The organism is Aquimarina ulvae, assembly GCF_053613295.3.
The window spans coordinates 78597-105567 of sequence record NZ_JBSIBP030000014.1 but is presented as its reverse complement, the minus strand read 5'-3'; the positions used below and the strand labels follow the sequence as shown (position 1 = coordinate 105567).

The 26971-nt window shown below is 34.4% G+C and carries 20 protein-coding genes; 18 read left to right on the top strand and 2 right to left on the bottom strand.

Annotation, left to right across the window (positions count from 1 at the left end; genetic code table 11):
* Positions 1-206: 206 nt before the first annotated feature.
* Positions 207-3086 carry a M16 family metallopeptidase gene (locus ACWGOQ_RS21445; RefSeq protein ID WP_452059744.1) on the top strand — a complete coding sequence of 960 codons (2880 nt, stop codon included), beginning with the start codon at positions 207-209 and terminating at the stop codon, positions 3084-3086.
* Positions 3087-3143: 57 nt separating this feature from the next.
* On the opposite strand, the gene ACWGOQ_RS21440 is transcribed toward ACWGOQ_RS21445, so the two are convergent.
* Positions 3144-3497 (bottom strand): hypothetical protein, encoded by a 354-nt coding sequence (locus ACWGOQ_RS21440; protein ID WP_452059745.1) that lies wholly within the window; start codon positions 3495-3497, stop codon positions 3144-3146.
* A 23-nt stretch (positions 3498-3520) separates the two neighbouring features.
* Positions 3521-4090 carry a toxin-antitoxin system YwqK family antitoxin gene (locus tag ACWGOQ_RS21435; RefSeq protein ID WP_452059746.1) on the bottom strand — a complete coding sequence of 190 codons (570 nt, stop codon included), beginning with the start codon at positions 4088-4090 and terminating at the stop codon, positions 3521-3523.
* A gap of 412 nt (positions 4091-4502) precedes the next feature.
* Between ACWGOQ_RS21435 and ACWGOQ_RS21430 the strand changes: the two genes are divergently transcribed.
* The 17 genes from ACWGOQ_RS21430 (at position 4503) to ACWGOQ_RS21350 (ending at position 26937) form a co-directional block, all read left to right on the top strand.
* Positions 4503-5093, top strand: a complete 591-nt coding sequence (locus tag ACWGOQ_RS21430) for a contractile injection system cap protein (RefSeq protein ID WP_452059747.1) — start codon at positions 4503-4505, stop codon at positions 5091-5093.
* The gene (locus ACWGOQ_RS21425; RefSeq protein ID WP_452059748.1) at positions 5094-6104 is read left to right on the top strand and encodes a hypothetical protein; all 1011 of its coding nucleotides are present in this window, start codon (positions 5094-5096) and stop codon (positions 6102-6104) included.
* Positions 6105-6119: 15 nt separating this feature from the next.
* Entirely contained in the window at positions 6120-8084 is a 1965-nt protein-coding gene (locus ACWGOQ_RS21420; RefSeq protein ID WP_452059749.1) for a phage tail sheath family protein, read from the top strand.
* A gap of 51 nt (positions 8085-8135) precedes the next feature.
* Complete coding sequence (locus ACWGOQ_RS21415; protein ID WP_452059750.1) at positions 8136-8582, top strand: phage tail protein; 447 nt, start codon at positions 8136-8138, stop codon at positions 8580-8582.
* Complete coding sequence (locus tag ACWGOQ_RS21410; protein WP_452059751.1) at positions 8582-9025, top strand: phage tail protein; 444 nt, start codon at positions 8582-8584, stop codon at positions 9023-9025. Before ACWGOQ_RS21415 ends, ACWGOQ_RS21410 begins: the two co-directional genes overlap by 1 nt.
* Positions 9026-9193, top strand: a complete 168-nt coding sequence (locus ACWGOQ_RS21405) for a DUF5908 family protein (protein ID WP_452059752.1) — start codon at positions 9026-9028, stop codon at positions 9191-9193.
* A gap of 2 nt (positions 9194-9195) precedes the next feature.
* Positions 9196-9921, top strand: a complete 726-nt coding sequence (locus ACWGOQ_RS21400) for a CIS tube protein (RefSeq protein ID WP_452059753.1) — start codon at positions 9196-9198, stop codon at positions 9919-9921.
* 2 nt (positions 9922-9923) lie between these two features.
* On the top strand, positions 9924-11669 hold the full coding sequence (gene vgrG, locus ACWGOQ_RS21395) for a type VI secretion system tip protein VgrG (protein ID WP_452059754.1): 1746 nt from the start codon (positions 9924-9926) through the stop codon (positions 11667-11669).
* A 48-nt stretch (positions 11670-11717) separates the two neighbouring features.
* The gene (locus tag ACWGOQ_RS21390) at positions 11718-12008 is read left to right on the top strand and encodes a PAAR domain-containing contractile injection system baseplate protein (protein WP_452059755.1); all 291 of its coding nucleotides are present in this window, start codon (positions 11718-11720) and stop codon (positions 12006-12008) included.
* 101 nt (positions 12009-12109) lie between these two features.
* Complete coding sequence (locus ACWGOQ_RS21385; RefSeq protein ID WP_452059756.1) at positions 12110-12529, top strand: gp25 family contractile injection system sheath assembly initiator; 420 nt, start codon at positions 12110-12112, stop codon at positions 12527-12529.
* A 17-nt stretch (positions 12530-12546) separates the two neighbouring features.
* Positions 12547-15789, top strand: a complete 3243-nt coding sequence (locus ACWGOQ_RS21380; protein WP_452059757.1) for a baseplate J/gp47 family protein — start codon at positions 12547-12549, stop codon at positions 15787-15789.
* 13 nt (positions 15790-15802) lie between these two features.
* Positions 15803-18616 carry a contractile injection system baseplate wedge protein gene (locus ACWGOQ_RS21375; RefSeq protein WP_452059758.1) on the top strand — a complete coding sequence of 938 codons (2814 nt, stop codon included), beginning with the start codon at positions 15803-15805 and terminating at the stop codon, positions 18614-18616.
* 15 nt (positions 18617-18631) lie between these two features.
* Positions 18632-22465 carry a hypothetical protein gene (locus ACWGOQ_RS21370; protein ID WP_452059759.1) on the top strand — a complete coding sequence of 1278 codons (3834 nt, stop codon included), beginning with the start codon at positions 18632-18634 and terminating at the stop codon, positions 22463-22465.
* A 6-nt stretch (positions 22466-22471) separates the two neighbouring features.
* Positions 22472-24139: a contractile injection system tape measure protein gene (locus ACWGOQ_RS21365; protein WP_452059760.1), complete on the top strand. Its 1668-nt coding sequence runs from the start codon at positions 22472-22474 to the stop codon at positions 24137-24139.
* A gap of 168 nt (positions 24140-24307) precedes the next feature.
* Complete coding sequence (locus tag ACWGOQ_RS21360) at positions 24308-25684, top strand: eCIS core domain-containing protein (protein ID WP_452059761.1); 1377 nt, start codon at positions 24308-24310, stop codon at positions 25682-25684.
* A gap of 81 nt (positions 25685-25765) precedes the next feature.
* Positions 25766-26200, top strand: coding sequence for a hypothetical protein (locus ACWGOQ_RS21355; protein ID WP_452059762.1), 435 nt, complete (start codon positions 25766-25768; stop codon positions 26198-26200).
* A gap of 68 nt (positions 26201-26268) precedes the next feature.
* Complete coding sequence (locus ACWGOQ_RS21350) at positions 26269-26937, top strand: hypothetical protein (protein ID WP_452059763.1); 669 nt, start codon at positions 26269-26271, stop codon at positions 26935-26937.
* Positions 26938-26971 lie beyond the last annotated feature (34 nt).

The following is a 26971-nucleotide window of genomic DNA, read 5'->3' as shown; positions in this document are numbered from 1 at the left end:
AACAAATGATTAGAATCAAATCTCAAGCTTTTTTTTTATTATTATATAGAAACCATTGTTTTTTATAAAGAATTCATAATTTTTTGAAGTTAAATAGGACTTTGGTTAGGGGTTATTTGGTCTTTTTAACTTTTTTTTAATAATACAACAAGATGAATACTCGTTTGCATAAAGTACTTTTAGAAACTTAATCAAAAAACTATATCATGAAAATTCAAGTATCTAGGACCCTAATTATAGTATTGTCCTTTTTATTTTTAGCAGTTGTTTCTTGCAAAAAAGAAACAGAGGCACAACCAGAAACCGAAACCGAAGAGGTTGGTAGATTATCGATCGATTTCGAAAAGTACGAATTAGAAAATGGCCTTCAGGTTGTTTTACACCAGGATACATCAGACCCTATAGTTTCTGTAGCGATTCAGTATGGTGTAGGATCTAACCGTGAAAAGACCGGAAGAACCGGATTTGCTCATTTATTCGAGCATATGTTATTCCAAGAATCCGAAAATGTTCCTCAGGATCAGTTTTTTAAAAAGATTCAGGACGTTGGCGGTACACTTAATGGAGGTACCTGGCAAGATGGAACTATATACTATGAAGTAGTTCCGAAAAATGCTATGGAGACCGTAATGTGGTTAGAATCTGATAGAATGGGATTCTTAATAAATACAGTTACAGAAAGTGCATTTAACAATCAACAAGAAGTTGTACAAAATGAAAAAAGGCAACGTGTAGATAATAACCCTTATGGTCATACCAGCTGGGTAATAGATAAAAATATTTTTCCCGAAGGGCATCCATATAATTGGCAGGTAATTGGTGAGTTAGAGGATCTTCAAAACGCAACAGTTGAAGATGTGAAAGAATTTTACGATAAATACTATGGGCCGAATAATGCAACTTTAGTATTAGCAGGGGATTTTGAAACTGCAGAGGCCAAATCAATGATCGAAAAGTATTTTGGAGAAATCAAGAAAAGACAGCCTGTAGAAAAGCTGAAAGTTCAGAATGTAACCTTGTCAGAAACCAAAAGGTTTATGCACGAGGATAACTTTGCTACTACAGCCCAGCTTAATATGGTTTGGCCTACAGTAGAACAATATACTAAAGATGCGTACGCATTGGATTTTTTAGGAGAGTTGTTAGCTGAAGGTAAAAAAGCTCCATTATACAAAGTTTTGGTAAAGGAAAAAGAGCTTACCTCAGATACAAATGCGTGGAATCGTTCTATGGAAATTGCAGGAAAGTTTAGAGTTAGTGTAACTGCTAATGAAGGAAAAAGTCTTGCAGATATTGAAGCCGGAGTTTTCGAAGCATTTGCAAAGTTTGAAGAAGAGGGAATTACCGAGACAGATATCGAACGAATTAAAGCCGGTCTAGAAACACAATTCTACAATGGAATCAGTAGTGTTTTAGGAAAATCATTTCAACTAGCACAGTACAACGTATTTGCCGGAGATCCTGGATTCATTACACAGGATATAGAAAACATTAAACAAGTTACTAAAGAGGATGTCATTAGAGTGTATAACAAATATATTAAGGATAAGCCATATATAATTACGAGTTTTGTGCCTAAAGGGAAAACAGATTTAGCTGCAAAAGATTCTAAGAAGGCAGCGGTAGTTGAAGAAGAAATCAAGGATAATGTAGAAACGGCAGTGGCAGAAACTAAAGAAGAGATAGAAAAAACACCATCTGCTTTTGATCGATCTGTAGCACCAGCAGAAGGAGAATCGCCAAAACTGAATGTACCATCTTCCTGGAAGACTACTTTAGCTAATGGAATGGAAATCTATGGGATTGAGCAAAATGAACTTCCAATTGCTAATTTTAGTTTGGTAATCTCTGGAGGGCATTTGTTAGATTCTTTTGATAAAGTGGGAGTTGCAAATCTTATGACTGATATTATGATGGAAGGTACAGCTACCAAAACTCCAGAGCAATTAGAAGAAGAAATAGAATTGTTAGGAGCATCCATTAGAATGTATACTACCAGAGAGTCTATTGTAATTAGTGGAAATACCCTGGTTAGAAACTTGGATAAAACCATAGATTTAGTAGAAGAAATTCTTTTAGAACCAAGATGGGATGAAGAAGAGTTTGCCAGAATCAAGACGAAAACAATTAATGATATCAAAAGGTCTGCTGCAAACCCTAATGTAGTTGCCAGAAATGTATACAACAAAGTACTGTATGGTGATAAACACATGTTTGCATATCCTACAACAGGAACAGTCGCATCTGTAGAATCTATTACTATAGATGATTTAAAGCAGTTTTATGCTAATAATTTTTCACCTTCTGTGAGTAGATTTCAAATTGTTGGAGATTTAAATCAGAATAAGGCTCTTGCAGCTCTCAAAAGCTTAGAAGATAAATGGGCGAGTAAAGAAGTAACAATTCCCGAGTATGAAATCGTAGATAATAGAGATAAATCATCCTTATACTTTGTGGATATACCGAATGCTAAACAATCGGTTATTAATATTGGATATCTTTCTATGGCGCGTACAGATGAAGACTATTTTCCAGCAACGGTGATGAACTATAAATTAGGAGGGTCTTTCTCAGGAAACGTAAATCTAATTCTTAGAGAAGAAAAAGGATATACTTATGGAGCTAGATCAGGGTTTAGTGGTAGTAAGATTCCAGGGACTTTTACCGCTTCTTCCAGTGTACGTACGAATACAACTTTTGAGTCTGTAAAAATTTTCAAGGATGAAATCGAAAAATATAAAAACGGTATTTCTCAGGAAGATCTTGAATTCACAAAAAATGCGTTGATCAAATCAAATGCACGACGATTCGAAACTCAAGGTGCGTTATTAAGAATGTTACAAGACATTGGTAATTATGATCTGGCACCGGATTATATAGCAAATGAAGAAGCCATTATAGAAGGTATGACTTTAGAGCAGCATAAAGCATTAGCTAATAAGTACCTGGATGAGTCTAAAATGGCTTATTTGGTTATCGGTGATGCCGCTACCCAGTTTGAGCAATTTAAAAATGCAGGTTTTGATGAAGTATTAATGCTGGATAAAGATGCTAAAGAAGTAAAACTGTCTGATGTGAAAATGTAATTTTGCAGTATGCTACGATGTTAAAAAGAAGGGAGAAAATTAATTTTCTTCCTTCTTTTAGTTTGTATTATTATGCTTTATTTTTATTCTTTGAACCAATTTACAAACGTACTTTTTAAACTCCATATTCCGAATTCCATAACCATCTAAACCAATTAACGCTACATTTTTAGGATCTTCTGACTTTGCCTGAATGTAGAATAAAGAATTCCCATCCTTCTTAAACCAAATCTCATTTTCTTTCTGTAAAATTTCATAAGTACTGCATTCTTCTGAAAATGGAGATGCCTTAATTAATGAGTAGTTTTCATAATTAATGCATTCAAACTGTCGTTCAATTTTCTTCCAATGAGATTGATAAGATACCACTGAAATGATAATACATATAATTAGGAAAATAATGGTGGCCATAATGCTTCGAGATTTATTTAGGCCTAGTAATTACCTATAGATTGACTTACTGAAAATAAGTTTAGATCCGATGATTCATGATCTAGTTTTAGTACCTTTTTTTCTAAATCATTTTCGAAAGTCACAAGTTTTTCTATAGTTCCGGATTCATTGTAGACTTTCCATATACCATGTCGTTTACCGTGCACAAAACCTCCCTCAACTTTAATATTTCCATCAGAGTGAAACGCTTTCCAAACACCTTGTTCAACTCCATTTTTATAGTTTTCAATGCGTACCAAGTTTCCTTTTTTATCATATACTCTCCAAGTACCATCAGCTTTATTGTTTCTGAAAACTCCTTCTTTCTTCAGTTGTCCATTCGAGTAAAAGTATTTCCAAGAACCATCTAATTGCGTATTAATAGTTTCTCTGACTTCTTTTATAGAACCATCATTATAGTATAATGAGTTTTGATTCCTTTTATTTGTTTTTTGTAGTATTACTGTACTATCCAAGGTCTTATTTGTTAACAAAGCAAATTCCTGAGAGGTAACCTTAGAAAAGAAAAAGAGGCTTATCAATATTGATGATTTAAAAAGTATGTTTTTCATAATAAAATAGCTTTGGTTTTACACTATACAAAGGTTTAGAATAAAACCAATACTATGTACACCTGTTATAGTGAAAAGCTCTTCACGGTTTTCAGGGAATCAGGTCTTTTTATCACGAGTACAATAAAACAGTAGTTTTTTAGGGACATTTAACCCTTTTTAAAAAAGCTATTTCCCCGTGGAAATTTGGTGTTTTAGCTATATTAATTTATGTGCGTAAAGCATAATTTTATAACATCTTAATCAAGCATTTGTTTCCCCTTTTTGAATTAAGAAAATCATCCCCATATAGTTAGTATTAGAAAGCCCAATTTCTTTGATTTTTATAATGAGAATCAACTTTATTATCAAATATTGATATAAAAGATAAGGTTTATGAAAACAAGTACATCTAATTTTTAATTAAAAGCGCATGATATTCGAAGTACTTCAAATTATTACTGAAGAAGTCAACAATTTTTTCAATATAGAGATTGAAGAAAAACCAGTTTCATTAGACAATATAGCTTTTATAGAATCAGAAACTAATGATAACAACAATACCAATAATAATGTAATTCTTTCATTACTGCACACAGAGGAGGAAGCTACATTGAAAAATATTCTTAATCATCAAATAGAGGGGACCAAAGTAGTTTATAAAAATAACAAAGTACACCTGAATCTATATACTATGTTTTCTGCAAATAGAAGTGATTATACAGAATCTTTAAAAAGCTTATCCAAAATCATAGAGTTCTTTCAATCTAAAAGAATTTTTACACAGAGTAATACCAGTTTTGATAGAGAATTGGATGGAATGGATAAGATAAAAGATTTCAGATTTACAGTAGAACTCTTTAGCCCATCTTTTGAAGAGATGAATTTTATCTGGGGTACACTAGGTGGTAAACAATACCCATCTGTGATCTATAAAGTAAGCGTACTCGAAATAGAAAGGGATGTCACACAATCAGAGGGAAGCTTAATAACAGAAATAAATGGAAGTTTAAATCATAAATAAATGGCATTTACAACTTTATATAAAACACTTTTTACAGTAGAAGTATTCCATTCATATTTTTTGAATGATGGATCATCACCTTTTATAGCGATGACTGATGAAGAAAAAGAAATACAACTTAAAAAATATAATTTTTTAGAATATATCAATGTGATTCCTACATACGCAACGCAACAAATATTAAGGAACCATAAATTAGTTTTAAGAAAAGGCCTTCGTGGTTTTAGAATATTAGGAAGTGTGACCGAAGAAAATAGTAAGTTTAGGTCTCATAGATTATTAGGAAATGATGTAAAGCTTTCTTTCTTAATATACATAAAAGATTATCTATTCGATAATTATACCGAATTAACGAAAGAAGATAGCAGGCTCTACTATTTTTCTAATATAAAACCTGCTACCGAAGCGAATCCTTACACATACATTCCATTAAATTCATCAAATGATCTTATTACAGATGATTTTTTGTTAACAGCAGAAAGCACAAGACAGTTATGGTATGGTTTGGAACAAGCGAATATAAGAGCTGAAATAAAAAAAAGACTAGACTTGGTTACGGAGTTAGAAGAAAATGATCTTACTACAGATGAAGGGAAAAAAATTATAGATCAATCTGTACAAAAAGAACAGGGTAAAGGCTTATTAGGGGTTTTTGAACTTCAAATGATAGGCGATAATGCAATGGATGTGATTGAGTTCGATAATACAGACCCCAACAATGTAAAGAGTTTTTTGTTAGATCCATCACCTGAATATAAACTTCATTTCGAAAACAGAAAAACTATCTGGAAATATATAAAGAAATCTGATGCAAATGAATTAGAGACCGCTACCGTAAAACCGCTTACCAGAAATGGTTTTATAGAGATCGATCCGGATACAGATTTTCCCGGTCCATTACCCGCGGATATTAATAAATACATTTTTCCGAACCCTACGGCAAACATGATCAAACAAGTTACTGACGAAAACACAAATATAATAACAACATATTCTGAAATTTTTATTTAATAAACAATTAAAATTATGGCAACTACGTACAAAACACCAGGGGTCTATATCGAGGAGATTGTAAAGTTTCCTCCTTCGGTAGCCCAAGTAGAAACAGCGATTCCAGCTTTTATTGGATATACGCAAAAAGCTAGGGAAAAAGAAGAAGATTTAACCGAGACACTCAATATGGATCCAAAAAGGATTACATCTATGCTAGAATACGAAGTACACTTTGGGTTTCCACAAAAGGAGACAGCTTTAGGTATTACTATTACAGAAGTAGCTGGCGAAAAATCAATAAAGGTTACTGAGCCAACGCCTGATGAAAAGTCGCCATTTTTAATGTATTATGCTATGCAAATGTATTTTGCAAATGGAGGAGGTCCGTGTTATATAGTTTCTGTGAATACGTATGCAGATGCGATCACTAATAATTCAGCAACTCCGGTTCAATTCAGCGATCTAACAGATGGTCTAGCAACACTAGAAAAAGAAGATGAACCAACACTTTTATTATTTCCAGATGCAACCTCATTGGCTAATGAAGCTGATTTTTATAATCTGTACAATAATGCATTAACACAATGTAAAAAGATGCAGGATAGATTTGCAATTATTGATACATATACAGATGATGAAGATGTAGAAATGAATGATCCCGAAGGAATTAGAAATAATATCAGTTCTGATATTGATGAGAAAAAATATGGAGCAGTATATTTTCCATATTTGAAAACAATTTTGGATTATCATTATGATGAGGATGCACTTCAGATTACACATAATTCTGATGTGCCAGTTGGAGGTTCTTTGCAGACAGACAGTGATGATGCTGTAGCGAGTGTAGCAGTTGAGCAAGCAGCAATGACCGGCTTAGTAACAGATCTAACCAATGCAGATACGACATTACAAGCAGGTACGGCGCCAGAAGCATTGACAAACGTAGAAACAATTACAGATACTTTAGTGCCAATTATAGCATCATTAGAGCAGGTAGTCAGAGATGCCAATACTGTAGTGAGTAGTGCCAATACAGCAGCAGCGACTTCAAATGAAGATGCTGTGTTATCTGCGGCAGCGACTTCTGCAGCAGATGATTTAGAAGCTGTAATAGAACCAGGATCTACAATAGCAACATTAATTGATACTATTAACGAGCATATCGCAAATCTTTCTAGTGCGGCCAATGGTACAGCGGTTAAAGCAGAATCTACAGATGCTATCGCTTCCTTATCGACGGTGGATACAACTATACAAGAAGTAGAAGATTTAATAACTCCTGCAGTAGTAGCTATTACAGCGGCTATCGCAGTAGATACCGATAGTGGTAGTCTAGACGGTTTAATATTGAGTGCAATTAAGGATCAGGATAGTGCTACTTATAATAATATTAAGACTGCTATTAATAACCTTCCTTTACAATTACCACCATCATCTGCCATGGCAGGAGTATATGCCAGAGTAGATAGCGATCGTGGCGTGTGGAAAGCACCAGCAAATGTTTCTGTAAAATATACGGTAAAACCAAGCCAGAAAATAACCAATGACATTCAGGATCGTTTGAATGTAGATACTACAGCAGGAAAATCCATTAATGCTATTAGAACATTTACAGGAAAAGGAACTTTAGTTTGGGGCGCAAGAACACTAGCAGGAAATGATAAAGAATGGAGATACGTTCCTGTAAGAAGATTCTTTAATATGGCAGAAGAGTCTATCAAAAAAGCAACAGAACAGTTTGTTTTTGAGCCTAATGATATGAATACCTGGGTTCGTGTAAAAGCAATGATTAATAATTTCTTAACACTACAGTGGAGAGCAGGAGCGTTGGCGGGACCAACACCGGATAAAGCATTCTATGTAAATGTTGGACTAGGAGAAACAATGACTGCAAATGATATTCTTGATGGAAAAATGATTATCGAGATTGGGATGGCAGTAGTAAGACCCGCAGAATTTATCATTCTTAAGTTCTCTCACAAAATGCAGGAAGCTTAAGACTCAAAACAATAGAAATAATAAAAATAAACAACAAAATACATAGAAATCATGGCAGAATATCCACTACCCAAGTTTCATTTTAAAGTTACAATTGGCGGTGATACCGAATTAAATTGTACTGAAGTATCAGGATTAGATTTTGAAACAGAAGTTATCGAATATCGAGGAGGAGCAGACAACGATTATTTCAAAAAGAAACAACCAGGAATGACAAAGTTTGCAAATATTTCCATCAAGAGAGGAACCTTTGCTTCTACAAAAGGGCAATTCTACGAAATGTGGAAGAAAAACGTGTTCTTTCAGGAAGGTGAAGAACAATATAGAAGTGACCTTACCATTAGCTTACTGGATGAAAAACACGAGCCAATCGTTACCTGGGAAGCTGCAGATGCTTGGTTGCTAAAAATTCAGTCAACAGATCTAAAAGCTGATGGAAATGAGATTGCAATTGAATCAGCAGAATTTGTAATCAATAGCCTTAAACTTGCTTCGTAATGGCTACCTATTATCCGCCAGTAGGGTTTCACTTTAGTGTAGAATTTACCGGTTTGTCAACCGGTGAAAAGGATCACCAGTTTCAATCCGTTTCTGGATTGACTGTGGATATCGAAACTGAAGAAATTACAGAGGGTGGAGAAAATAGATTCAAGCACAAAGTTCCTGTAAGAACCAAGTATCCTAATCTTGTTTTAAAAAGAGGGTTACTAGTAGACTCAAAAGTAGTGGATTGGTGTAAAAAGGCAGTAGAGAATTTTGACTTTGAACCCATTGATCTTATCGTCAAATTATTGAATGAAAAGCATGAACCACTGCTTTCCTGGAATATTGTACACGCATATCCTATAAAATGGTCAATCGCAGATTTTAACGCAGAAGAAAGCAAAGTAGTTATCGAAACCATTGAACTAGTATACAACTATTATAATACCATCACATAAATGGGAGCAATCGAGATAAAAGAACTACACATTAAGATTAATGTTGATAATGAAGCCAAAAAAACTGGAACCAAAGATCCTAAAAAAGCTGGAGGTAATAAAGACATGATTATTGCAGAATGCGTAGAACAAGTCATGGAAATTATTGCTAAACAAACCGAACGATAGTTATGAGTACCGGAGAATTGACAAAACTTAAGATTAAAGCCTATAGTGATCCTCAATTTAGTGATGAGGTGGCAGATGGAGAGTTTACAACATTGGTAAACCCAGAGAAGTATACCTTCAACTATAAGATCGAACAAAATGAAGATCAGGCATCTGGTACAAGTGATTTATCACCTCGGTTCAATAAAAAGCTTCCAGAAGATCTGGAGTTAGAGTTTCTTTTTGATAGAACTGGTGTGATCGTTCATTATGGTAGTAACCCAAATGAAAGCTCTGATGATACGGTTTTTAAGGATAAAGGCGAAGGTGTTATTGATGATATAGAAAAGTTTAAAAAGGTAATTCTGGATTATAATGGAGATGAACATAAACCGAATTATGTAATGATTTATTGGGGGACTTTGTTATTTAAAGGAAGTCTTACCGAAATGAGTGTAGAGTTTAAACTTTTTAAGTCAGACGGAACTCCCATACGAGCAGTTGCAAAGGCAAAATTTCAGGGATTTGTAGAGGATGATTTGCGAGTTGCAAAAGAAAATAATCAATCTCCGGATTTAACACATATTCGTTTAGTGAAGGAAGGAGATACGTTGCCACTGATGTCACATCGGATTTATGGAGATTCTAAATATTATCTAGAGGTAGCCAAGGCAAATCAACTCACCGAATTTAGAAAACTAGAAGTAGGAAAAGAAATTTTCTTTCCACCCATTCAAAAAAAATCATAACAATGGCAGAAGGTAGCGTTATACAAACTTCTAAAAATGCAGATTTAGTTACGCATAAACTTCTCGTAGGTGGAGCAGAACTATCTAAAAAATATCAGGTAAAGACAATTTCTATTGAGAAAGAAGTCAATAGAATTTCCACAGCTAAGATTGTTTTGATAGATGGAGAACCTGCAAAACAAGATTTTGAACTAAGTAACGAGGGATTATTAATTCCCGGAACAGAGATTGAAATTACAGCGGGATATCATTCTGATGAAGAAATGGTTTTTAAAGGGATTGTAATCAAACATAATATCAAAATCAGAACGAATGGATCTTATTTGATTCTGGAGTGTAAAGATGAAACTGTAAAACTTACCATAGGAAGAAAAAGTAAGTACTTCTATGAAAATAAGGATAGCGGTATTATCGAAGAGATTGTTGATGCGTACGGAATTAATAAAGAGATAGAAGCCACAAATCATGAGCACAAGGAGCTTGTACAGTATAATATTTCGGATTGGGATTTTATCGTAACTAGAGCACAGGCCAATGGTAAGCTATGTTTTGTAGACGATGGGAAACTAACTATCAAAAAACCTGATTTCAGTTTAGAACCAATCGAAACAGTAACATTTGGTGCTACAATTTTGGATTTGGATGCAGAGATAGATGCAAGACACCAGATAGATAAAGTTACTTCTTATAGCTGGAATTATGCGGATCAGGAGATTGTAGAAGCAGAAGGAGCTGATCCTGCAGTCGCTCTAAATGGTAACCTGGCACCATCAGACTTATCATCTGTTATTGCATTAGAAAATCTGGAGCTTAGACACGGAGGAACACTTTCTACTGCAGAATTGCAGGACTGGAGTGATGCCAAGTGGATGTTTCAACAGTTATCTAAAATTAGAGGCAGGGTAAAATTTCAGGGAATTCCCGCAGTCAAACCAGGAGTCATTTTAAATCTGCAGGGAGTTGGAGACCGGTTTAATGGAAAAATATATATAACCGGTGTGAGTCATCATATTTCAGAAGGTAACTGGACCGTCGATGCGCAATTTGGGATCAATCCAAAATGGTTCTCTGAAACATATGAAATCAATGCAATGCCTGCATCTGGTCTTTTGTCAGCCATTTGTGGACTTCAAGTTGGTATTGTAAGTCAGTTAGAAGAAGATCCAGATGGAGAGGATCGAATTCTAGTGCAGATTCCTATCGTGAATAGTGAAGAGCAAGGGATTTGGTGTCGCGTTGCTTCATTGGATGCAGGAGAAAATAGAGGTGCGTTTTTTAGACCAGAAATAGAAGATGAAGTAATCGTTGGGTTCATCAATGATGATCCAAACGATGGAGTAGTGCTCGGAATGCTTCATAGCAGTGCAAAACCTGCACCTATAACAGCCACAGATGATAACCACGAGAAAGGCTTTATCACCAGAAGTGAAATGAAAGTACTCTTTGATGATGACAAAAAATCAATATCCATAGAAACACCTGCGGGAAAAAAGATGGTACTCGATGAAGACGCTGGATCTATAAGTATAGAAGATGATAATGGTAACGTAATAACTATAGATGATTCTGGAATTGTAATCGAAAGTGCTAGTGACATTAATATGACAGCTTCGGGGGATGTAAATATCGAAGGAACTAATGTAAATATTACTGCTAGTGCTCAATTTAAAGCAGAAGGATCTGCAGGAGTAGAGATGTCCTCCAGTGCTACAGCAACGCTTAAAGGTTCTTTAGTTCAGATTAATTAAGGTAAGAATTGAGAATAAATAATCAATACAAATAAACAACATAGAAATATGCCACCAGCAGCAAGAATAACCGATATGCATGTATGTCCAATGGTAACAGGAGTCGTCCCTCACGTAGGAGGCCCTATTCTTCCTGCAGGAGAACCAACAGTTCTTATTGGTGGATTGCCGGCAGCAAGAGTAGGTGATATGGCTACTTGTGTAGGTCCACCTGATACGATATTAGTAGGTTCTGGAACCGTAATGATTGGTGGAATGCCAGCAGCTAGAATGGGAGATAGCACGGCGCACGGAGGAACAATTGTTTTAGGATTACCCACAGTAATAATCGGAGGATGAGTATAACAAAATAACATTGATCTGTCACGCGGATAGCATAGGTCGTAGCTCGATGATCAGAAGTGAAATATAGGATAACAATACATTAATAGATAATAAAAATGGATACAAAAAGGTCATTTTTAGGAACAGGATGGGGGTTTCCTCCGGAGTTTAAGAAAGAAGGAAATGGATCAGGAAAAGTAATAATGCTTTCTGATGAGGTCGACATAAAAAGTAGTCTCGAGATTTTACTTTCTACGCGACTCGGAGAACGTATTATGGTTCCCAATTATGGATGTAATCTCGATGAACTATTATTCAAGCCATTAAATCTGACATTGAAAACTTTTGTGAAAGAATTGATCAAGAATGCGATCCTGTATTACGAACCTAGAATTGATGTAGAAAAAATACAGATTGATCAAAACAACGAATTGGATGGAAAATTATTGATCCTTATCGAGTATAGAATAAGAGTAACAAATGCCAGAAATAATTTGGTGTTCCCATTCTATAAAGAAGAAGGAACCAATATATAACAGAAAAATAAACTACAATGAGTAACAGTTGCGAACATAATGATCTATTGTTGATGAGGAATGGTACATCCCAAAATCAACGCTGTATTGATGCACTGGACCCAGAAAGTATTCAATTACATGACCTTACTACCGAGGATTGGATGCGATTCGCTCTTAAGTTTTCTGAAAAAGTAAAGTATTTTAATACAGAAACAAACTTAGTTGCAGGTGATTGGACGAATTTCTTTATTAAAAAAGATGAAATTTCAGCTTTTGTACAAAAATTAAAAACCCTTGAAGAACCTTTAGAAGCGCATATGTTAGAAAAAAATATAGAACCTCACCTTACACTATTCGCCTCATTTTTAAAATTGATTTCCTTTTCTCAGGAACGACTTAATAATTTATCTAAAAAACACCTGGATTTTTATTATAAAGAAGTTTTAAAATTAGATAATAAAGCTCCGGTAGCAGATAAAGTACATGTGTTATTCGAGTTGGCTAAAAATGCAACAGAAGTTAGAATTAAAGAAAGTACTGCACTAGATGGAGGTAAAGATGATACTGGTGTAAAACGGATCTATAAAACGCAGGAAGAAATCATAGTAAATAATGCATCAGTTGCTTCTTTACGCAATGTGTATCACGAAGATGGAGTAGGAATTAAAAATGCATTTGTGGCGAACTCGTATGATGGAATTGGAGCAGACTTTCCAGGTGATCAAATTAGATGGTGGCCATTTGGATACCCTACAGAAACTCCTGGAGCGACGCAGGATACTGGATCATATCCCGATCTTCCTTTTGCAAAAACTGGATTCGGATTATCTTCTCCCGTACTTTTATTAAAAGAAGGTAAGAGAACTATCACATTTACTTTTGCACTCAGTCCATTTAATGTATCTCAGTTAAATATTAGTGATATTCCAGATGCTATTGCTGTCTTTTTATGTGGAGAAAAAGAATGGATAGAAGCCGAAATTATTACAGGAGAATCCTCCATAGTCTCAGGAGAATTGAAATTGGTAGTAGTACTTAATGAAGGTTTAGACCCTATAGTTAACTATGACAACGAAGTATTTCTGGAGCCCTATGACACTTCTGATCCTGTTGTTCGTTTTTTGGTTAAAAATAGCGTTATAAATAATAAAGGATACACATTTCAAAAGGTGTTTTCTGGCACAGCTGTAAATAGTGTGTCTATAGACGTTTCAATTGATTCGATACAGGATATTATAGTTGAGAACGATCTAGGGGTTTTAGATGCTTCTAAGCCATTTTATCCTTTTGGTCCACAACCTAAGAAAGGAGCTAATTTTTTTATTGGATTACCGGAGGCGCTGGATAAAAACTGGACCAAAATAAATATAGATTTCAACTGGAAAGATAAACCTGATCTTGAAGAAAATTATTTGGCATATCGCTCGCAGTTTGAAACCAGAGTTAGTAAAGCTCGTTATAACCTAAAGCTAAACGGGAATACGGTTAGTAATCCAGATAATCTCACAAAAATAGTTACCACAGAAGATTATTTTACAACACAAGTAGAAGTTTTGGAGAATGGCGTTTGGGAGTCTAAAGATTTGGATCATCTACTATTTAGTGTAGCCGACCGCAATAAAAGTACCTTGAGCATTACCAAAGCTGCTGAAATTGGATTAGAAAAAAATGATTTTTTCGGTTTTCCTCTTCAACCTAAAAAACCGCTTAGGAAAGGCAGTTCAACATTTCAAAGTAAAGTACCCTCAAAAGAAAAATTTACAGCTTCCGTAAAAAAAGGATTTGTAAAATTCATTCTAAATAAATCCTTCTTACATGAACTATTTCCAAGGATCTTTTCCGTGGCATTATCAAAAGATAATAGTATCCAAGATGTATTGATACCTAATGAACCATATACACCAGAGATTGAGACGATAAAAGTAGGGTATGAAGCCCAAGCAAGTACAACCGAGAATGATGTAATGCTATTTCACGAACACCCTTTTGGAGTTTCTGAAGAGCATACAGATTTAAAAGAACAATCGGTTTTAACGACGGCAAATAAAGAAATTAAACTACTACCCTCCTATGATAACGGATCATCTTTATTTATAGGTATAGAAAATGCGAAAAATCTACAAAGCATATCACTGTTAGTGCAAACACTTGAGGGCAGTGAAAACCCCGAAACAACAAATGATTTTGTAGAAGGAGAAAAATTAGAATGGTCGATATTATGTAATAACGAATGGTTGTCCCTTAATGCAGATTATATTATCGCTAACAACACGGATAACTTTTTAAAATCGGGTATTGTAACGTTTTCGATTCCGAAACAGGCAACAAAAGAAAATACAAAATTGCCAACAGGATATTTTTGGTTAAAAGTAGACAACCCCAGAGATTATGATACTGTAAGCCAACTTATTGATATTAAATCTCAAGCGGTTTTAGCACAGTTCGAAAACAATAATAATAGTCTAAATCATCTACAGTATGGTATTCCTGCCGGTACTATCTCAAAATTGGTGGAACGATTGGCAAATGTAAAGGGGGTTATCCAGAAATTTGGATCTCAGGATGGAAAACCGGAAGAAACTGATAAAGAGTTTTATCGTAGAATAAGTGAACGTTTACGACACAAACAACGTGCAGTTACCCTTTGGGATTATGAACATTTGGTCTTGCAAGCGTTTCCTGATATCTATAAAGTAAATTGTTTAAACCATACCTCATTGACATCTTTTTTGTCTCCGGGAAATGTCACTTTGGTGGTAATACCAAACATTATTAACCAAAATGTGTATGACCCCTACAAGCCCAGAATTAGTAAAGCAAAGAGAAATGAAATACAAAATTTTATTAATCAGTTAAATACACTTCATGTAACTGTTCAGGTAATCAATCCAATTTATACAGAGGTAAAAGTTATTCTGAAAGCCAAATTTTATGAGGGTAAAGATGAAAATTTCTATTCGACACAACTCCAAAAAGATATAGCCAAATTACTAGCACCTTGGGCTTTTGAAGAGACGTCGATTATAGATTTTGGAATAACACTACACGAAAGTATGGTTATTAACTATATCGAAAAATTAGACTATGTAGATTATATATCTGGATTTCAGTTGCAACAAGAAATAGGTGTAACTACTGCAGGAGATAAAATATTTTCTTCGGTAAAAAAGGTAATACCGTCTAGTGCAAAAGTAATTCTTACTTCTGTAAAATTTACAAATCATATAGTCGCAGTAGTTACTCCAGAAGAAGGATGTACAGTATTAACATCAGCATAATAATTATAAAATAATGAAAGAAACGATATCCATACCAAAGAATGTAAATACAGGAAACGATCTGGATTATGAGTATCTTAGAGAAGTTGGTGTAGATTATATCGAGAAAATTGGCAGTAAGCTATGGACAGACTACAATGTTCATGATCCAGGAGTAACTATCTTGGAGATGCTATCCTATGCGATAACCGATCTTTCTCAGCGGATAGAGATGCCTATCCAGAATTTATTAGCTTCAGAAGATAATAATCTAGCCAAAATGCATGAGCAGTTTTTATCGGCTATAAACATCCTGCCTACAAAACCAGTAACGGCATTGGATTATAGAAATTTATTTGTTCACGTAGAAGGAGTTAAGAATGCCTGGATCAAAGCCCATGAACAGTACATACATATAAATTGTAAAACACATCCGGCCGAACTATCTTATAATGCTTTTGATGAAAATCAGGAGTTTCCAGCACCTTTTAAACTGCAAGGCCTTAATGATATTATTCTAGACTTGGAAGAAGGAGTTGAAGATGTTGATGTGATTCTTAACACAGTAAGAGACTTGTATCATCAAAATAGAAACTTGTGTGAAGATGTAGTAGATGTTACCCTTGTAAAAGAAGATCCAATTGCTATTTGCGCCTATATAGATCTAGAACCCGGAGCAGACGAAGAGTATGTTTTAGCTTTAATATATCGAGCAATAGATCATTATTTTTCGCCTTCAATACCATTTTACTCTTTACAACAGATGTTTGATAAAGGGTATACTACGGATCAAATTTTTGAAGGTCCGGTTCCTTTTACTACATCTTGTGTCGATTTTGCAAATATAAAAGGCGGGTTTATTGATACGAAAGAATTGATAGCAGCCGACCTTAGAAAAGAAGTTCGACTCTCTGATATCATCCAATTGATCATGAATATTGAAGGAGTAAACGTGATCAAAGATATTTCTATTGGCAACTGTGATGGCACATTAGGGTTGGAAGGATCATGGAATATTTGTATAAAGGACTGGCATAAACCAGTGCGATGCGATAAGAGTACGTTCAACTTCACAAAAGGGCTACTGCCAATAGGAATCAATGCATCTAAAGTAGCTGCGAATGTTACAAAACTAAAAGCAGAAGAAAAAGCACAACAAGAAAGTGTAATCATAGAGGATCTAGAAATTCCTCTGGGTACCTATCAAAATCCAGAAAGATATACCACAATTCAGAATGATTTTCCGGATACCTATGGAATTTCACCATTTGGGCTTCCTGGTAATGCCGAAAAACCCAGAAAAGCGAAGGCAAAACAGCTAAAAGCATATTTGTTGTTTTTTGATCAAATATTAGCTAATTACTTTAAGCACTTAGCTAAAGTAAAGGATCTATTGTCTGTAGATGAAAACCTTAAAAAATTATATATAGATAATGTAGTACTTACAGAGGTTTCAGAATTAAAAGCAAAGCAAACCTATTATACCCAACAGGTAGATGATATTACTGATTTAAAGGAAGTCATCTCTGATTACTCAGATTATGATCAAGATCTTATCGAGATTATGAACGGAGTGAAAGGAGAAAAAACGGGTAATGAAGTTTTTTATGCAAGACGTAATGAACTATTGGATCACTTAATTGGTCGGTTTGCAGAGAGGTTTGGAGATTATGCGTTCATTATAAAGTTGTTGTATGGCGATAATAATAGCGCCAATGATGAGATATTAAGGGCAAAACTTAGTTTTTTACAAGACTACAAGCAAATTAGCTGTGCACGTGGATTAGGGTTTAACTATTGCCATACACAGGCCAGTATAGAGGATAACGGTATATGGAATACTTCGAACGTTTCAGGTGTTTTGAAACGAATATCAAAACTTTTAGGGATTTTGGATTATAATCGAAGAGATTTAGCTACAGAGTTTTTAGAAGTGTATGAGGAACTTGATGAAGATGATATAATAGAGTACCGATGGCGAATAAAGAATGAAAGCCAGGTATTGTTATCATCTAGCAAACACTATCATAATCTGGCGGATGCTTTTGAAGAACTTTTTCTAGCATACTATTTGGCTAAAAATCCAGATAATTATGATTTTAAATTAACTGAAGATGGTACGAAAACATATTTTAACCTAACCAATCCAGAGATCACAGACCCAGAAGATGAAGAATGGGTTATTGCCAGAAGGATTGCGTTTACTGATACAGAAGAAGAAGCAATTGATGCCAGAAATGCACTAATAGCACTAATTAAAGGGATCAGTGCTGACGAAGGAATGTATATCATAGAGCATATTCTGTTACGTCCGGATACTCATAATCTCAACCAGTTTGATGTAGAAAACCCGGATGAATTACTGTCAGATGCCAGTCCACAAGATTTTATGCCGACTTGTCTGGATTCAGAATGTAAATCCTGTAGCCCTGTTGATCCGTATTCTTACAGGGTTTCAATTATACTTCCTGGATGGACACAAAGATTTGGTAATAAGGATTTTAGAAGATTTGCAGAACAATTAATAAGAGAAGAACTACCCGCCCATGTTCTAGCAAAAATCTGTTGGGTAGGATACCCAAAAGGATTAGTACCCGATGAAGAAAATGATATGCTAAAGATACAAGAGAAATATAAAACCTTTTTAGAACAACTGCATTGCGATACCAGTATAGATAGCAAAGCAGCTATAGAAAATTATAGAGCTACAGTAAATGAATTAGTACACTGTATGAATGATGCGCATACCATTTATCATACAGGTAAATTGCACGATTGTGATAATGATGATACTGAAGAAACTGGAAATAAAATAATATTAGGAAGAACAAATATTGGCAACCTTTAAAAACAAAGAAAAGTCATGGCAACAATAAAATTAGAAGAAATCACAACGCAATACCGATCCTTTGTCAATGATCAGGTATTGACGGCAGAGCAACTTAATACCATTATAGAATATTTTGAAGATCAGAATAGATTGACCCGTATTTGTTTGAGTGGCGTGGGAATCGTTTGTGGTCTGGATGTTTCGTATTCAGAAAACACTTCAATTATCATATCTGATGGCTGTGCGGTGACAACCGATGGAGATTTGATTAAGTATGTTTCAAAAACTTATACGCATGTCAAGCTCTTCGAAGATAAAGATGCCAATTACAGTAAGTTTACTAATATCTCTAACATTCAGGAGTTAATAACCACAGAAGAATCTCAATCGACAGAGGCTTCTGCACTAAGTACGTTGGATGATATAACGGACAAAGTAGTTGTTCTATATCTGGAAAACTATGCCAAAGAAGAAACGCCATGTACTTCTACGGATTGTGATACCCAAGGTCAGGAACAAGTTGCCAAGTTAAGAATGTTATTAATGTCAAAAACAGCTATAAAGACGATTAGTAATAAAACAAATGATCCAATATTTGATAAACATAACAATACTAAAAAGTTTATTGACCTTCCTGAGGTTTCAGTAAAACGCGTTATTCTTAAAAACGAATATGTTGTAGGTGCCTTAGGAAATACTGTTATTTCTCAAAACTCTAATACCGCAGATTATTTTAGATTAAAGAACAGTTATTATGATGTTATAAAGAAAACTACGGTTATAAGGGATTTAAAAGTAGGAATAACTCGGCTGTTTACTGATTTTAAAATACTATTGGATACCGATTCATTGATTGTAAAAACAGCATCAACTATCATTAAGAATATTGATTTGGTATTCAATTTTACTATTAATAATACTCCTCTGGATATTCAGTATCGGTATGATATATTAAAAGATATAGTCAGTACTTATAATGAAATAAAATGCTTATTGTTTGATTTAAGAGTAGTTTGTTGTCCAGATAAAAACTCATTTCCTAAGCATCTTTTGTTGGGAGAACTTTTATCTGCAGAAGAGTTTAAGGAGTATAGACATAGCTTTTACCCTTCACCTATTATCCCACACGGAGCTGAGAAATGGGAAGAAATTAGAAACCTCATAGTGCGTATTCATTACATGTTAATAGAGTACAATATAACGCAATCTGCACTTACGAATATTAAAATTACTCCTTCAAAAGATTATGATGCCTCATTGAGTAAGCGTTCCATCCCTTACTATTATAGTACCTCAAAAAATCTAATAGAAAATTGGGACTACACGAAAACCAAGAAGTATGAAGATGATCAAAATGTAGGATATCGCAGTACAAATCTTTCAAGTAGAGATCCTATTCAAAATCCTTTGGATTATAACATTGATGCCAGTGATTTTTATAGAATTGAAGGGCATCTTGGTAAAGACTATCGAACAGCAATAAAAGATCTGGATACCATTAAAAATGAGAAAGGATTAGCTTTTGATATCAAAGTGTTGAGCATTGATGAAACCTTAGAAAGTCTTGATCTTTCTGATTACAAATGCCAGTTCGAAGATCTTAATGCAGTGCTCAAAGCCTGGAGAGCTGAGCAAAATTGTCTGAATGCCAATGTAGCAAAATTTTTCTCTGGATTCAGTTTAAAAGATAAAGGAAGGCACAAGTATTATAGAGTAAACAATTTTGAAACGAATATTAGTGCAGAAGCAGTTTCAGAGCAACCAATAGTTTCAGAAAGAGCCTTATTGACACCAATAGCGCCAATATCAGGTAGAACAGCTTCTATAGATACCACAACGTTAGATGCTTCATTTAGAACTATAGGTGGGTTTCAGACTGTATACAATGTGGATACCGTCGTAGAGGATAATATAATTAAAGAAGAAGATGTATTAGGAAAAGTAATTGATAAAGCTTTTAAAGAAAAACCTGAAGGTTCAGCAGAAGATATTATAGCAGTGATTAAAAAAGATATAGACGAAGACCCCGTAATTGCCACTTGGGAAGCAGCAATAAAAGATGTCGCTATTAATCAACCAGCAGAGATTCTCGCGCACACCAAAGTAGCAACTCGATACATCCCTAACAACGTAGCGGAAATGGATGTTAAACGGATCAATGATTACAAAGTAACTATTGCAAGTTTATGCGAAAAAGTAGAGGCTTATAAAAAAAGAACAACAGGTCTATTATATGCAGAAACATCCAATTATCAGCGAGCAGGTTTTGAGCAGCAATATGCATTGTTATTGAATCAATTATCAATCAATTGCTGCGCTGCAGAAAAGATTGAAATATTATTAGATGAAATTCAGAAACGTAAAGAAGAAGTGCTGGCACAAAAGCTTTTATCTAAGTTTGTCGAGAAACATAGTGGTTTAGAACATAAAGCTGGAGTAAAACCTGGCGGTACCTTTGTGATGGTATACAAAGGAAAAGGTAAAACCAATGGTCGCATACCTTCTTTAGCAACAAATGCCTTGTTAGCAGCTCCATTAGAAGTTAGTAATCTATCAAGGACTAATACGTTTGCGATTAATAGCCCATCTATAAATGCAACTACTTTTGATCCTACAATCGCTGTAAATCCCAATATCAGAGCCTTCGAAGAAATATCACCACAATTAAATATTAGTGCACTGGATAGGTTATCATTATTTCGACCCATAGCAAATGTAACAGAAAATACTGTGGTAGCTGATTTTGCATTACCATATATGTGTTGCTCAGATTGCGCGCCAACAGCATTTATTATACCCAAACAACCAGTGTCTCTTCGTTTACCTGTGGATCATGTATGTCTGGATGATGAAACGATACCAATAGCGTTTGAGGTACTACCTGCTGATGGAATTGTTACTGCAGATTTAGATGGAGATCTGAATGGAGGTGTTGTGCAAATTGATGGTAAGTTCTTCTTTGATGCAACTCAAATTAGCGAAGAATTATTTGGTAAAGAGATTGAATTTAGGGTAAATGATCAAATTACAGACTCGAACATTTTAGTCTTTAGAAAACCTGATTTTGATTTTGTTAGTTCAGAACCAAAATATTTCAACGATAATACAGCTGCATCTGTAAACTTTACAGTCCAAGGAGTTGATTTGCCAGCTGGAGTCAAGTACTTCTGGGATTTTGGAGATGAAACTTTACCAGAAAACAGAACCGACGAGAACCCACGACACGAGTATAAATTACCTGTAAATGATGAGAATTTAGTTACGATTACATTAACCATCACCAATGGTAGATGCAGTCACTCAGTTTCTCACGATATACAATTCGAAGTTGAAGTAGTTGATAGAGAATGTATTGAGAATGGAATAAAGATAATTGTTGAGGGAGGTGAAGAATTACTTCAGTTTAATGATATGACACAAGAACTGATCACAAATATATTTGATCCAACGCAGGTGGCGTATAAAGAAGTAGAATCTCAAGCAGAGGCATACTTGAATGGAGAGTTCAATGAAGAACTTATGGATATGTTTAAACCATTGATCCTGATAACTGCAGAAGCTATTATTAAACGAATAGAAGAACAGGACAGCTTCGAATTCTTTGCATTGATTAACATCTTCAGACTACAGGTTCAATTAGTGTATACCATTTTATGTTGCCAGTCTAATGATCAGATTGAAGAATCCAGAGGACAAATCGATGAAGTCTTAGCTGACATTAGCTCAGCGTTAGAAGATTTTCGAGAGAATCAGATGAACGTTGACAGAGATGGTAAGTTAATAGAATTCCTTGATAAGACGCTAGAAAAAGTAGCAGATATTGATCTTCTGGTAGCGCGAATCAAAGAGCAATTAGAATTACTATAACATAGGATGAATTCTCAAAAACATATTATAAACAAGGTTTTCTTTGAGGTAAATACGTCAGACACAAAGACAGCGTATTATCTCAAGGATAATCTGGATATGTTTTTAAAACAGCAGCTGCTACCAACTCTTGAAGCTTATTTTGATAGTTTAACTTCAAAAGGAAATCAAATCATACGATTTGATACGCTAGAACTGAATATCAGTAGTATAGAGGTAAAAGATCAAGTACAACTACAATTAGATATTATCAAATCTCTTCAGAAACAAGTATTAAGCTATAAAGGATTGAAAACCTCCAAAATAGAAGGGGTATCATTTTCTGTAATGGATAAAGGAAAAAGCGATGTAGAAACGTTTTTTTACTATCTAAAAACCGGGCAAAACCCTTGGTGGGATACCAAAACGGACTTTGGAACTATTGAATTTATAGACACAATTGTATTTAATAATGATTTTCAATTAAAATTTAAAGAATCTTTAAGTAATAAAAGGACGCGTCAGCGATTGATATATCAATTTTCTGATGAGGTTTTAGTAAAAATAATAAGTCAAAATAGATTACCGAAACCTTTTCCTAAAACGCTGGCTAAGAAAGAGATAAGAGAGTACTATTGGGAAATAATAACAAAATATATTTCTGATGGAAGTACAATAGCTGTTCAAGGTGGTTTAGCAACACTGTTTACAACACTAAAAGAAGAACTTAACGAGCCTAAAATATATAAAGTGGTTAATCGAATTTTAAAAGAAACTATAAAACAAATATGTAAACGAGAAGATGAACATAACCCAAAACTACAAAAGTCAACTTCAGTACAAGAATCATTAGTAAAAGACCTAGAAAGAATACTATTTGTGGAACTAAAGTTACTTCAGAATTTAAAAGAAAAAGATTTAGAGGATAAGGTGTATAGCCAGTTGAAACCTCAATTAAAAAAACATATTGATGCAGGTCTCTTACATAAAATTATTAGCATAAGTGTCAGGCAGATACATAAAAAGCTGAAAGAGAAAACCAATAAAAGCGAACAGGAAATCATAGCTTTTACTTCGTTGTTAATCTCTGAGAAATCAGAAGTCATTCAAAATGATCCGCCAAAATTTTCTGATACTGAGGAGTATAAAAAAGAGAATGTACAATTTCAGAAAGAAGAAACTATTGAGTCTGATCCCGTTGTATATATTGATAATGCAGGTTTATTATTATTACATCCTTACCTAAATAAGTTATTTACTGAGCTAGACTTACTTAATAAGGAAGGAGAAATTAAACCGAATAAAGTAGAATTATCTATTCATGTATTGCATTATTTGGCTACCAAAAAAGAAAGACAACCGGAAAGTAAACTCGTTTTTGAGAAATTCTTATGTGGATTTCCAATAGATAAGCCAATTCGTAAAAATATCAGTATACCTCAAAACTTTAAAGAAGAAGCCGACAGTTTACTTGAATCCGTTTTAACAAATTGGCAAGTGCTGAAGAATACTTCTGCCGACGGCTTAAGAGAAAATTTCATAAAAAGAGCAGGAAAGCTAATATTGGATGACACGTCCAAATATAGAATTATAGTGGAACGTAAAACACAGGACATTTTATTAGAGAAACTACCTTGGAATCTTACGATAGTAAAGCTTCCGTGGATAGACAGACTCATTTTTGTTGAATGGTAGTAGTAGATAAAAAAGAACGAACCGGTTTCCTTTGAGATATACAGGATATGTTTATCGATAGGGATACGGTCTAGAATAAGAAATTACTCCATAACACAAATAAGGTATGGTTAGTTTCATAAGTACTGATAAAAGTCAAAAGGATTAAAAATTTAAAGAGGAAACCGCATGAGGCTACAACAAAAGAAAAAACCAAGAACTCAGAGCCAAGGAGAACAATCTTTTATCCAACCAAAATTAAAAGTTGGACAACCTGGGGATAAATATGAGGTAGAAGCGGATACGATGGCGGATAAAGTAGTGAATAAAACTTCATCTAATTCAGAAGGAGCTATTCAGAAAAAAGGAGCTTCAGAAGAAGAAGTTCAACAGAAACCCTTGGCATCATCTATCACTCCTTTAGTGCAAACAAGTCTGTTTAAAGATAGGAAAGAAGGAGCCGTCCAGAAGATGGAAGAGGAAGAACTAGTTCAAGCGCAGGAGGAGAAAGAAACAGAGTCTGTTCAAAAACAAGAGGAAGAAGAGCCAGTTCAAGCGCAGGAGGAGGAAGAACCTGTTCAAACAATGGAAGAGGAGGAGCCAGTTCAGAAACAAGAGGAAGAAGAACCTGTTCAGGCGATGGAGGAGGAAGAACCGATACAAGCCAAATGTGATGAATGTGAAAATGATAGAGAAGTTCAGAAAATGGAAGAGGAAGGGATTCAAACTAAATCAAAAAAAACGAACTCCTCGGTATCAATAGAATCCAAACTTAATAATAATAGTGGAGGAAATAAGCTGTCTGGAAATACTAAAAATGAAATGGAATCTGGTTTTGGTGCAGATTTTAGTCAAGTAAATATTCATACAGATAGTAAAGCCGTACAGATGAGTCAAGAATTAGGAGCGCAGGCCTTTACTCATGGTAATGATATATACTTTAATAAAGGAAAGTATAATCCAAGTTCTAAAGATGGAAAACATTTACTAGCTCATGAACTGACACATACCATTCAGCAAAAAGGGATGGTACAACAAAAAAACATAAATAAAAAAAGAAATCCGGCAATACAGCTTAAGAAAAAGCCAAAATGTGTTCGCCCTATCAAGTGGAAACATAAAAACGCCAGAAAACATGGAGCAAATGCGATTAGAATTGATATAAACTGGAAAAGTAGTACAGGTACTTTAGCGGACCTTTCTAATTGTACGGTTAGAGAAGTAGTCAAATATGGTAAAATACCTAACCCACCATTTACCTGGACACCACCTAATCCAACAATACTAAGTGTGGCAGGAACCAGCGGTGCTGCAATGGATACACATAGCTATCCTCCCGGAATTGCTGCTCTCTCCAAAAAATACGGAAACATGACAGCAACTCAAGTATATCAATGGAAGTGTACAGGACCTAATTGTGATAGTAAATGGCATACTTTTCCTGGTCAGCGATATACAATTAGAAGAACGGTGTATCGCATCAAAGGAACAAATAAATGGTTTTATAGAATACAAAAATATGGTGGTTGGGGATTTAGATATTCTAGAAGAGTTAGAATGCCGTAAAAGGGACCCACTTTATGAAAAAATAGAATCATAATGACAAATACTATTATTTGTTTAACCATCATTTTAATTTCCCTAAGAATGGATACAACGCAAGAATCACCTCTTACAGGTTCTTTTCAAGTAGAAAAGAACAAATACTTTATAAATGAAAATATTTGGTTGGATTTCAAAATTGAAAACAAATCAGAAAAGACAGTTTATGTGTTTTTTCAAAAAGAAGATCCAGAAGAGATAGAGGTTAGAGTAAAGGAATCTGGAGGATATATCATAAACTCGAACAAACCAGAGTCAGGTGTAAGTTTAATACCAGAGCATCAATTGATATCAGGAGAACAATTAAATGGCAAATATCTTTTGAACAGCTTAGTAGAATTTAAAGAACAAGGTATATATAGTATTACACTTTCATTGGATATTGAATATAACCCGATTAGTATAAAGGGTGATCAATCAAAAGATAGAAATAAAATACAAAAAACTACTTCTACTATTTCATTAGAAATAACTGAATAAAAAAGGAATAGAAAACACGGAAATGAATGCAGAAAGAAAATTTTATATAAATGTAATAAAAAAAAACAATGGAAACTTTACTAAACGATTTACATCTATATGAACTTGTACTTTTGTTTTTAGGGATATTCCTATTCCTAATCCTAAGCTCAGGATTGCTGTATTATATTATTAAAAAAGAAGAAATAAAGAAATTACTATTGTTTTTTCCGATCCCGATTTTAATGATTGGATATCCAAGTATTAAAGAGGTCACTATTTCCAATGACAAAATCGCATTCTCAAAATATCAAGAAGAATATATTCAAAATCCTAACGATACTATTGTCAAACAAAAATTAAAAAAGATTACTCAAAAGTTAGAGGAAAGGGCTAAAACCCCAGAAGATATAATACAAATTAGTAAAGCGAAATTATTGTTGGGTAATACTACGGAAGCAATTGAATATGCGGATAAAGCCATTGAAACCAAAAAAGAAAGAATTGAGTCAGTTGAAGAAACACCTTCGACAGATTCTAGTACTGGTAGTTCAAACCATTCAGCTCAAAGGTCAAATACCACTAACCAGGCAATTCAGTTAAAACAGTTGGCAGAAATTCAGAACATAGAAAATGAAGACTTGGATACAGACGCTTTAAAATCTAAAATAAAGAATATTAAGGTGGATGAAGAGCTTGTAAGCACTAAAAATCTAATTAAAAGAAAAACCTTGGAAAATTTTAAAGTAAACAACTAAAGTCTACTTGGTCACGCAATAACCTTGATATGTT

Excerpts from the sequence above, each read along its gene's own strand:
- ACWGOQ_RS21445 (WP_452059744.1), top strand. The coding sequence starts at position 207 with ATGAAAATTCAAGTATCTAGGACCCTAATTATAGTATTGTCCTTTTTA.
- ACWGOQ_RS21440 (WP_452059745.1), bottom strand. The coding sequence starts at position 3,497 with ATGGCCACCATTATTTTCCTAATTATATGTATTATCATTTCAGTGGTA.
- ACWGOQ_RS21435 (WP_452059746.1), bottom strand. The coding sequence starts at position 4,090 with ATGAAAAACATACTTTTTAAATCATCAATATTGATAAGCCTCTTTTTC.
- ACWGOQ_RS21430 (WP_452059747.1), top strand. The coding sequence starts at position 4,503 with ATGATATTCGAAGTACTTCAAATTATTACTGAAGAAGTCAACAATTTT.
- ACWGOQ_RS21425 (WP_452059748.1), top strand. The coding sequence starts at position 5,094 with ATGGCATTTACAACTTTATATAAAACACTTTTTACAGTAGAAGTATTC.
- ACWGOQ_RS21420 (WP_452059749.1), top strand. The coding sequence starts at position 6,120 with ATGGCAACTACGTACAAAACACCAGGGGTCTATATCGAGGAGATTGTA.
- ACWGOQ_RS21415 (WP_452059750.1), top strand. The coding sequence starts at position 8,136 with ATGGCAGAATATCCACTACCCAAGTTTCATTTTAAAGTTACAATTGGC.
- ACWGOQ_RS21410 (WP_452059751.1), top strand. The coding sequence starts at position 8,582 with ATGGCTACCTATTATCCGCCAGTAGGGTTTCACTTTAGTGTAGAATTT.
- ACWGOQ_RS21405 (WP_452059752.1), top strand. The coding sequence starts at position 9,026 with ATGGGAGCAATCGAGATAAAAGAACTACACATTAAGATTAATGTTGAT.
- ACWGOQ_RS21400 (WP_452059753.1), top strand. The coding sequence starts at position 9,196 with ATGAGTACCGGAGAATTGACAAAACTTAAGATTAAAGCCTATAGTGAT.
- vgrG (WP_452059754.1), top strand. The coding sequence starts at position 9,924 with ATGGCAGAAGGTAGCGTTATACAAACTTCTAAAAATGCAGATTTAGTT.
- ACWGOQ_RS21390 (WP_452059755.1), top strand. The coding sequence starts at position 11,718 with ATGCCACCAGCAGCAAGAATAACCGATATGCATGTATGTCCAATGGTA.
- ACWGOQ_RS21385 (WP_452059756.1), top strand. The coding sequence starts at position 12,110 with ATGGATACAAAAAGGTCATTTTTAGGAACAGGATGGGGGTTTCCTCCG.
- ACWGOQ_RS21380 (WP_452059757.1), top strand. The coding sequence starts at position 12,547 with ATGAGTAACAGTTGCGAACATAATGATCTATTGTTGATGAGGAATGGT.
- ACWGOQ_RS21375 (WP_452059758.1), top strand. The coding sequence starts at position 15,803 with ATGAAAGAAACGATATCCATACCAAAGAATGTAAATACAGGAAACGAT.
- ACWGOQ_RS21370 (WP_452059759.1), top strand. The coding sequence starts at position 18,632 with ATGGCAACAATAAAATTAGAAGAAATCACAACGCAATACCGATCCTTT.
- ACWGOQ_RS21365 (WP_452059760.1), top strand. The coding sequence starts at position 22,472 with ATGAATTCTCAAAAACATATTATAAACAAGGTTTTCTTTGAGGTAAAT.
- ACWGOQ_RS21360 (WP_452059761.1), top strand. The coding sequence starts at position 24,308 with ATGAGGCTACAACAAAAGAAAAAACCAAGAACTCAGAGCCAAGGAGAA.
- ACWGOQ_RS21355 (WP_452059762.1), top strand. The coding sequence starts at position 25,766 with ATGGATACAACGCAAGAATCACCTCTTACAGGTTCTTTTCAAGTAGAA.
- ACWGOQ_RS21350 (WP_452059763.1), top strand. The coding sequence starts at position 26,269 with ATGGAAACTTTACTAAACGATTTACATCTATATGAACTTGTACTTTTG.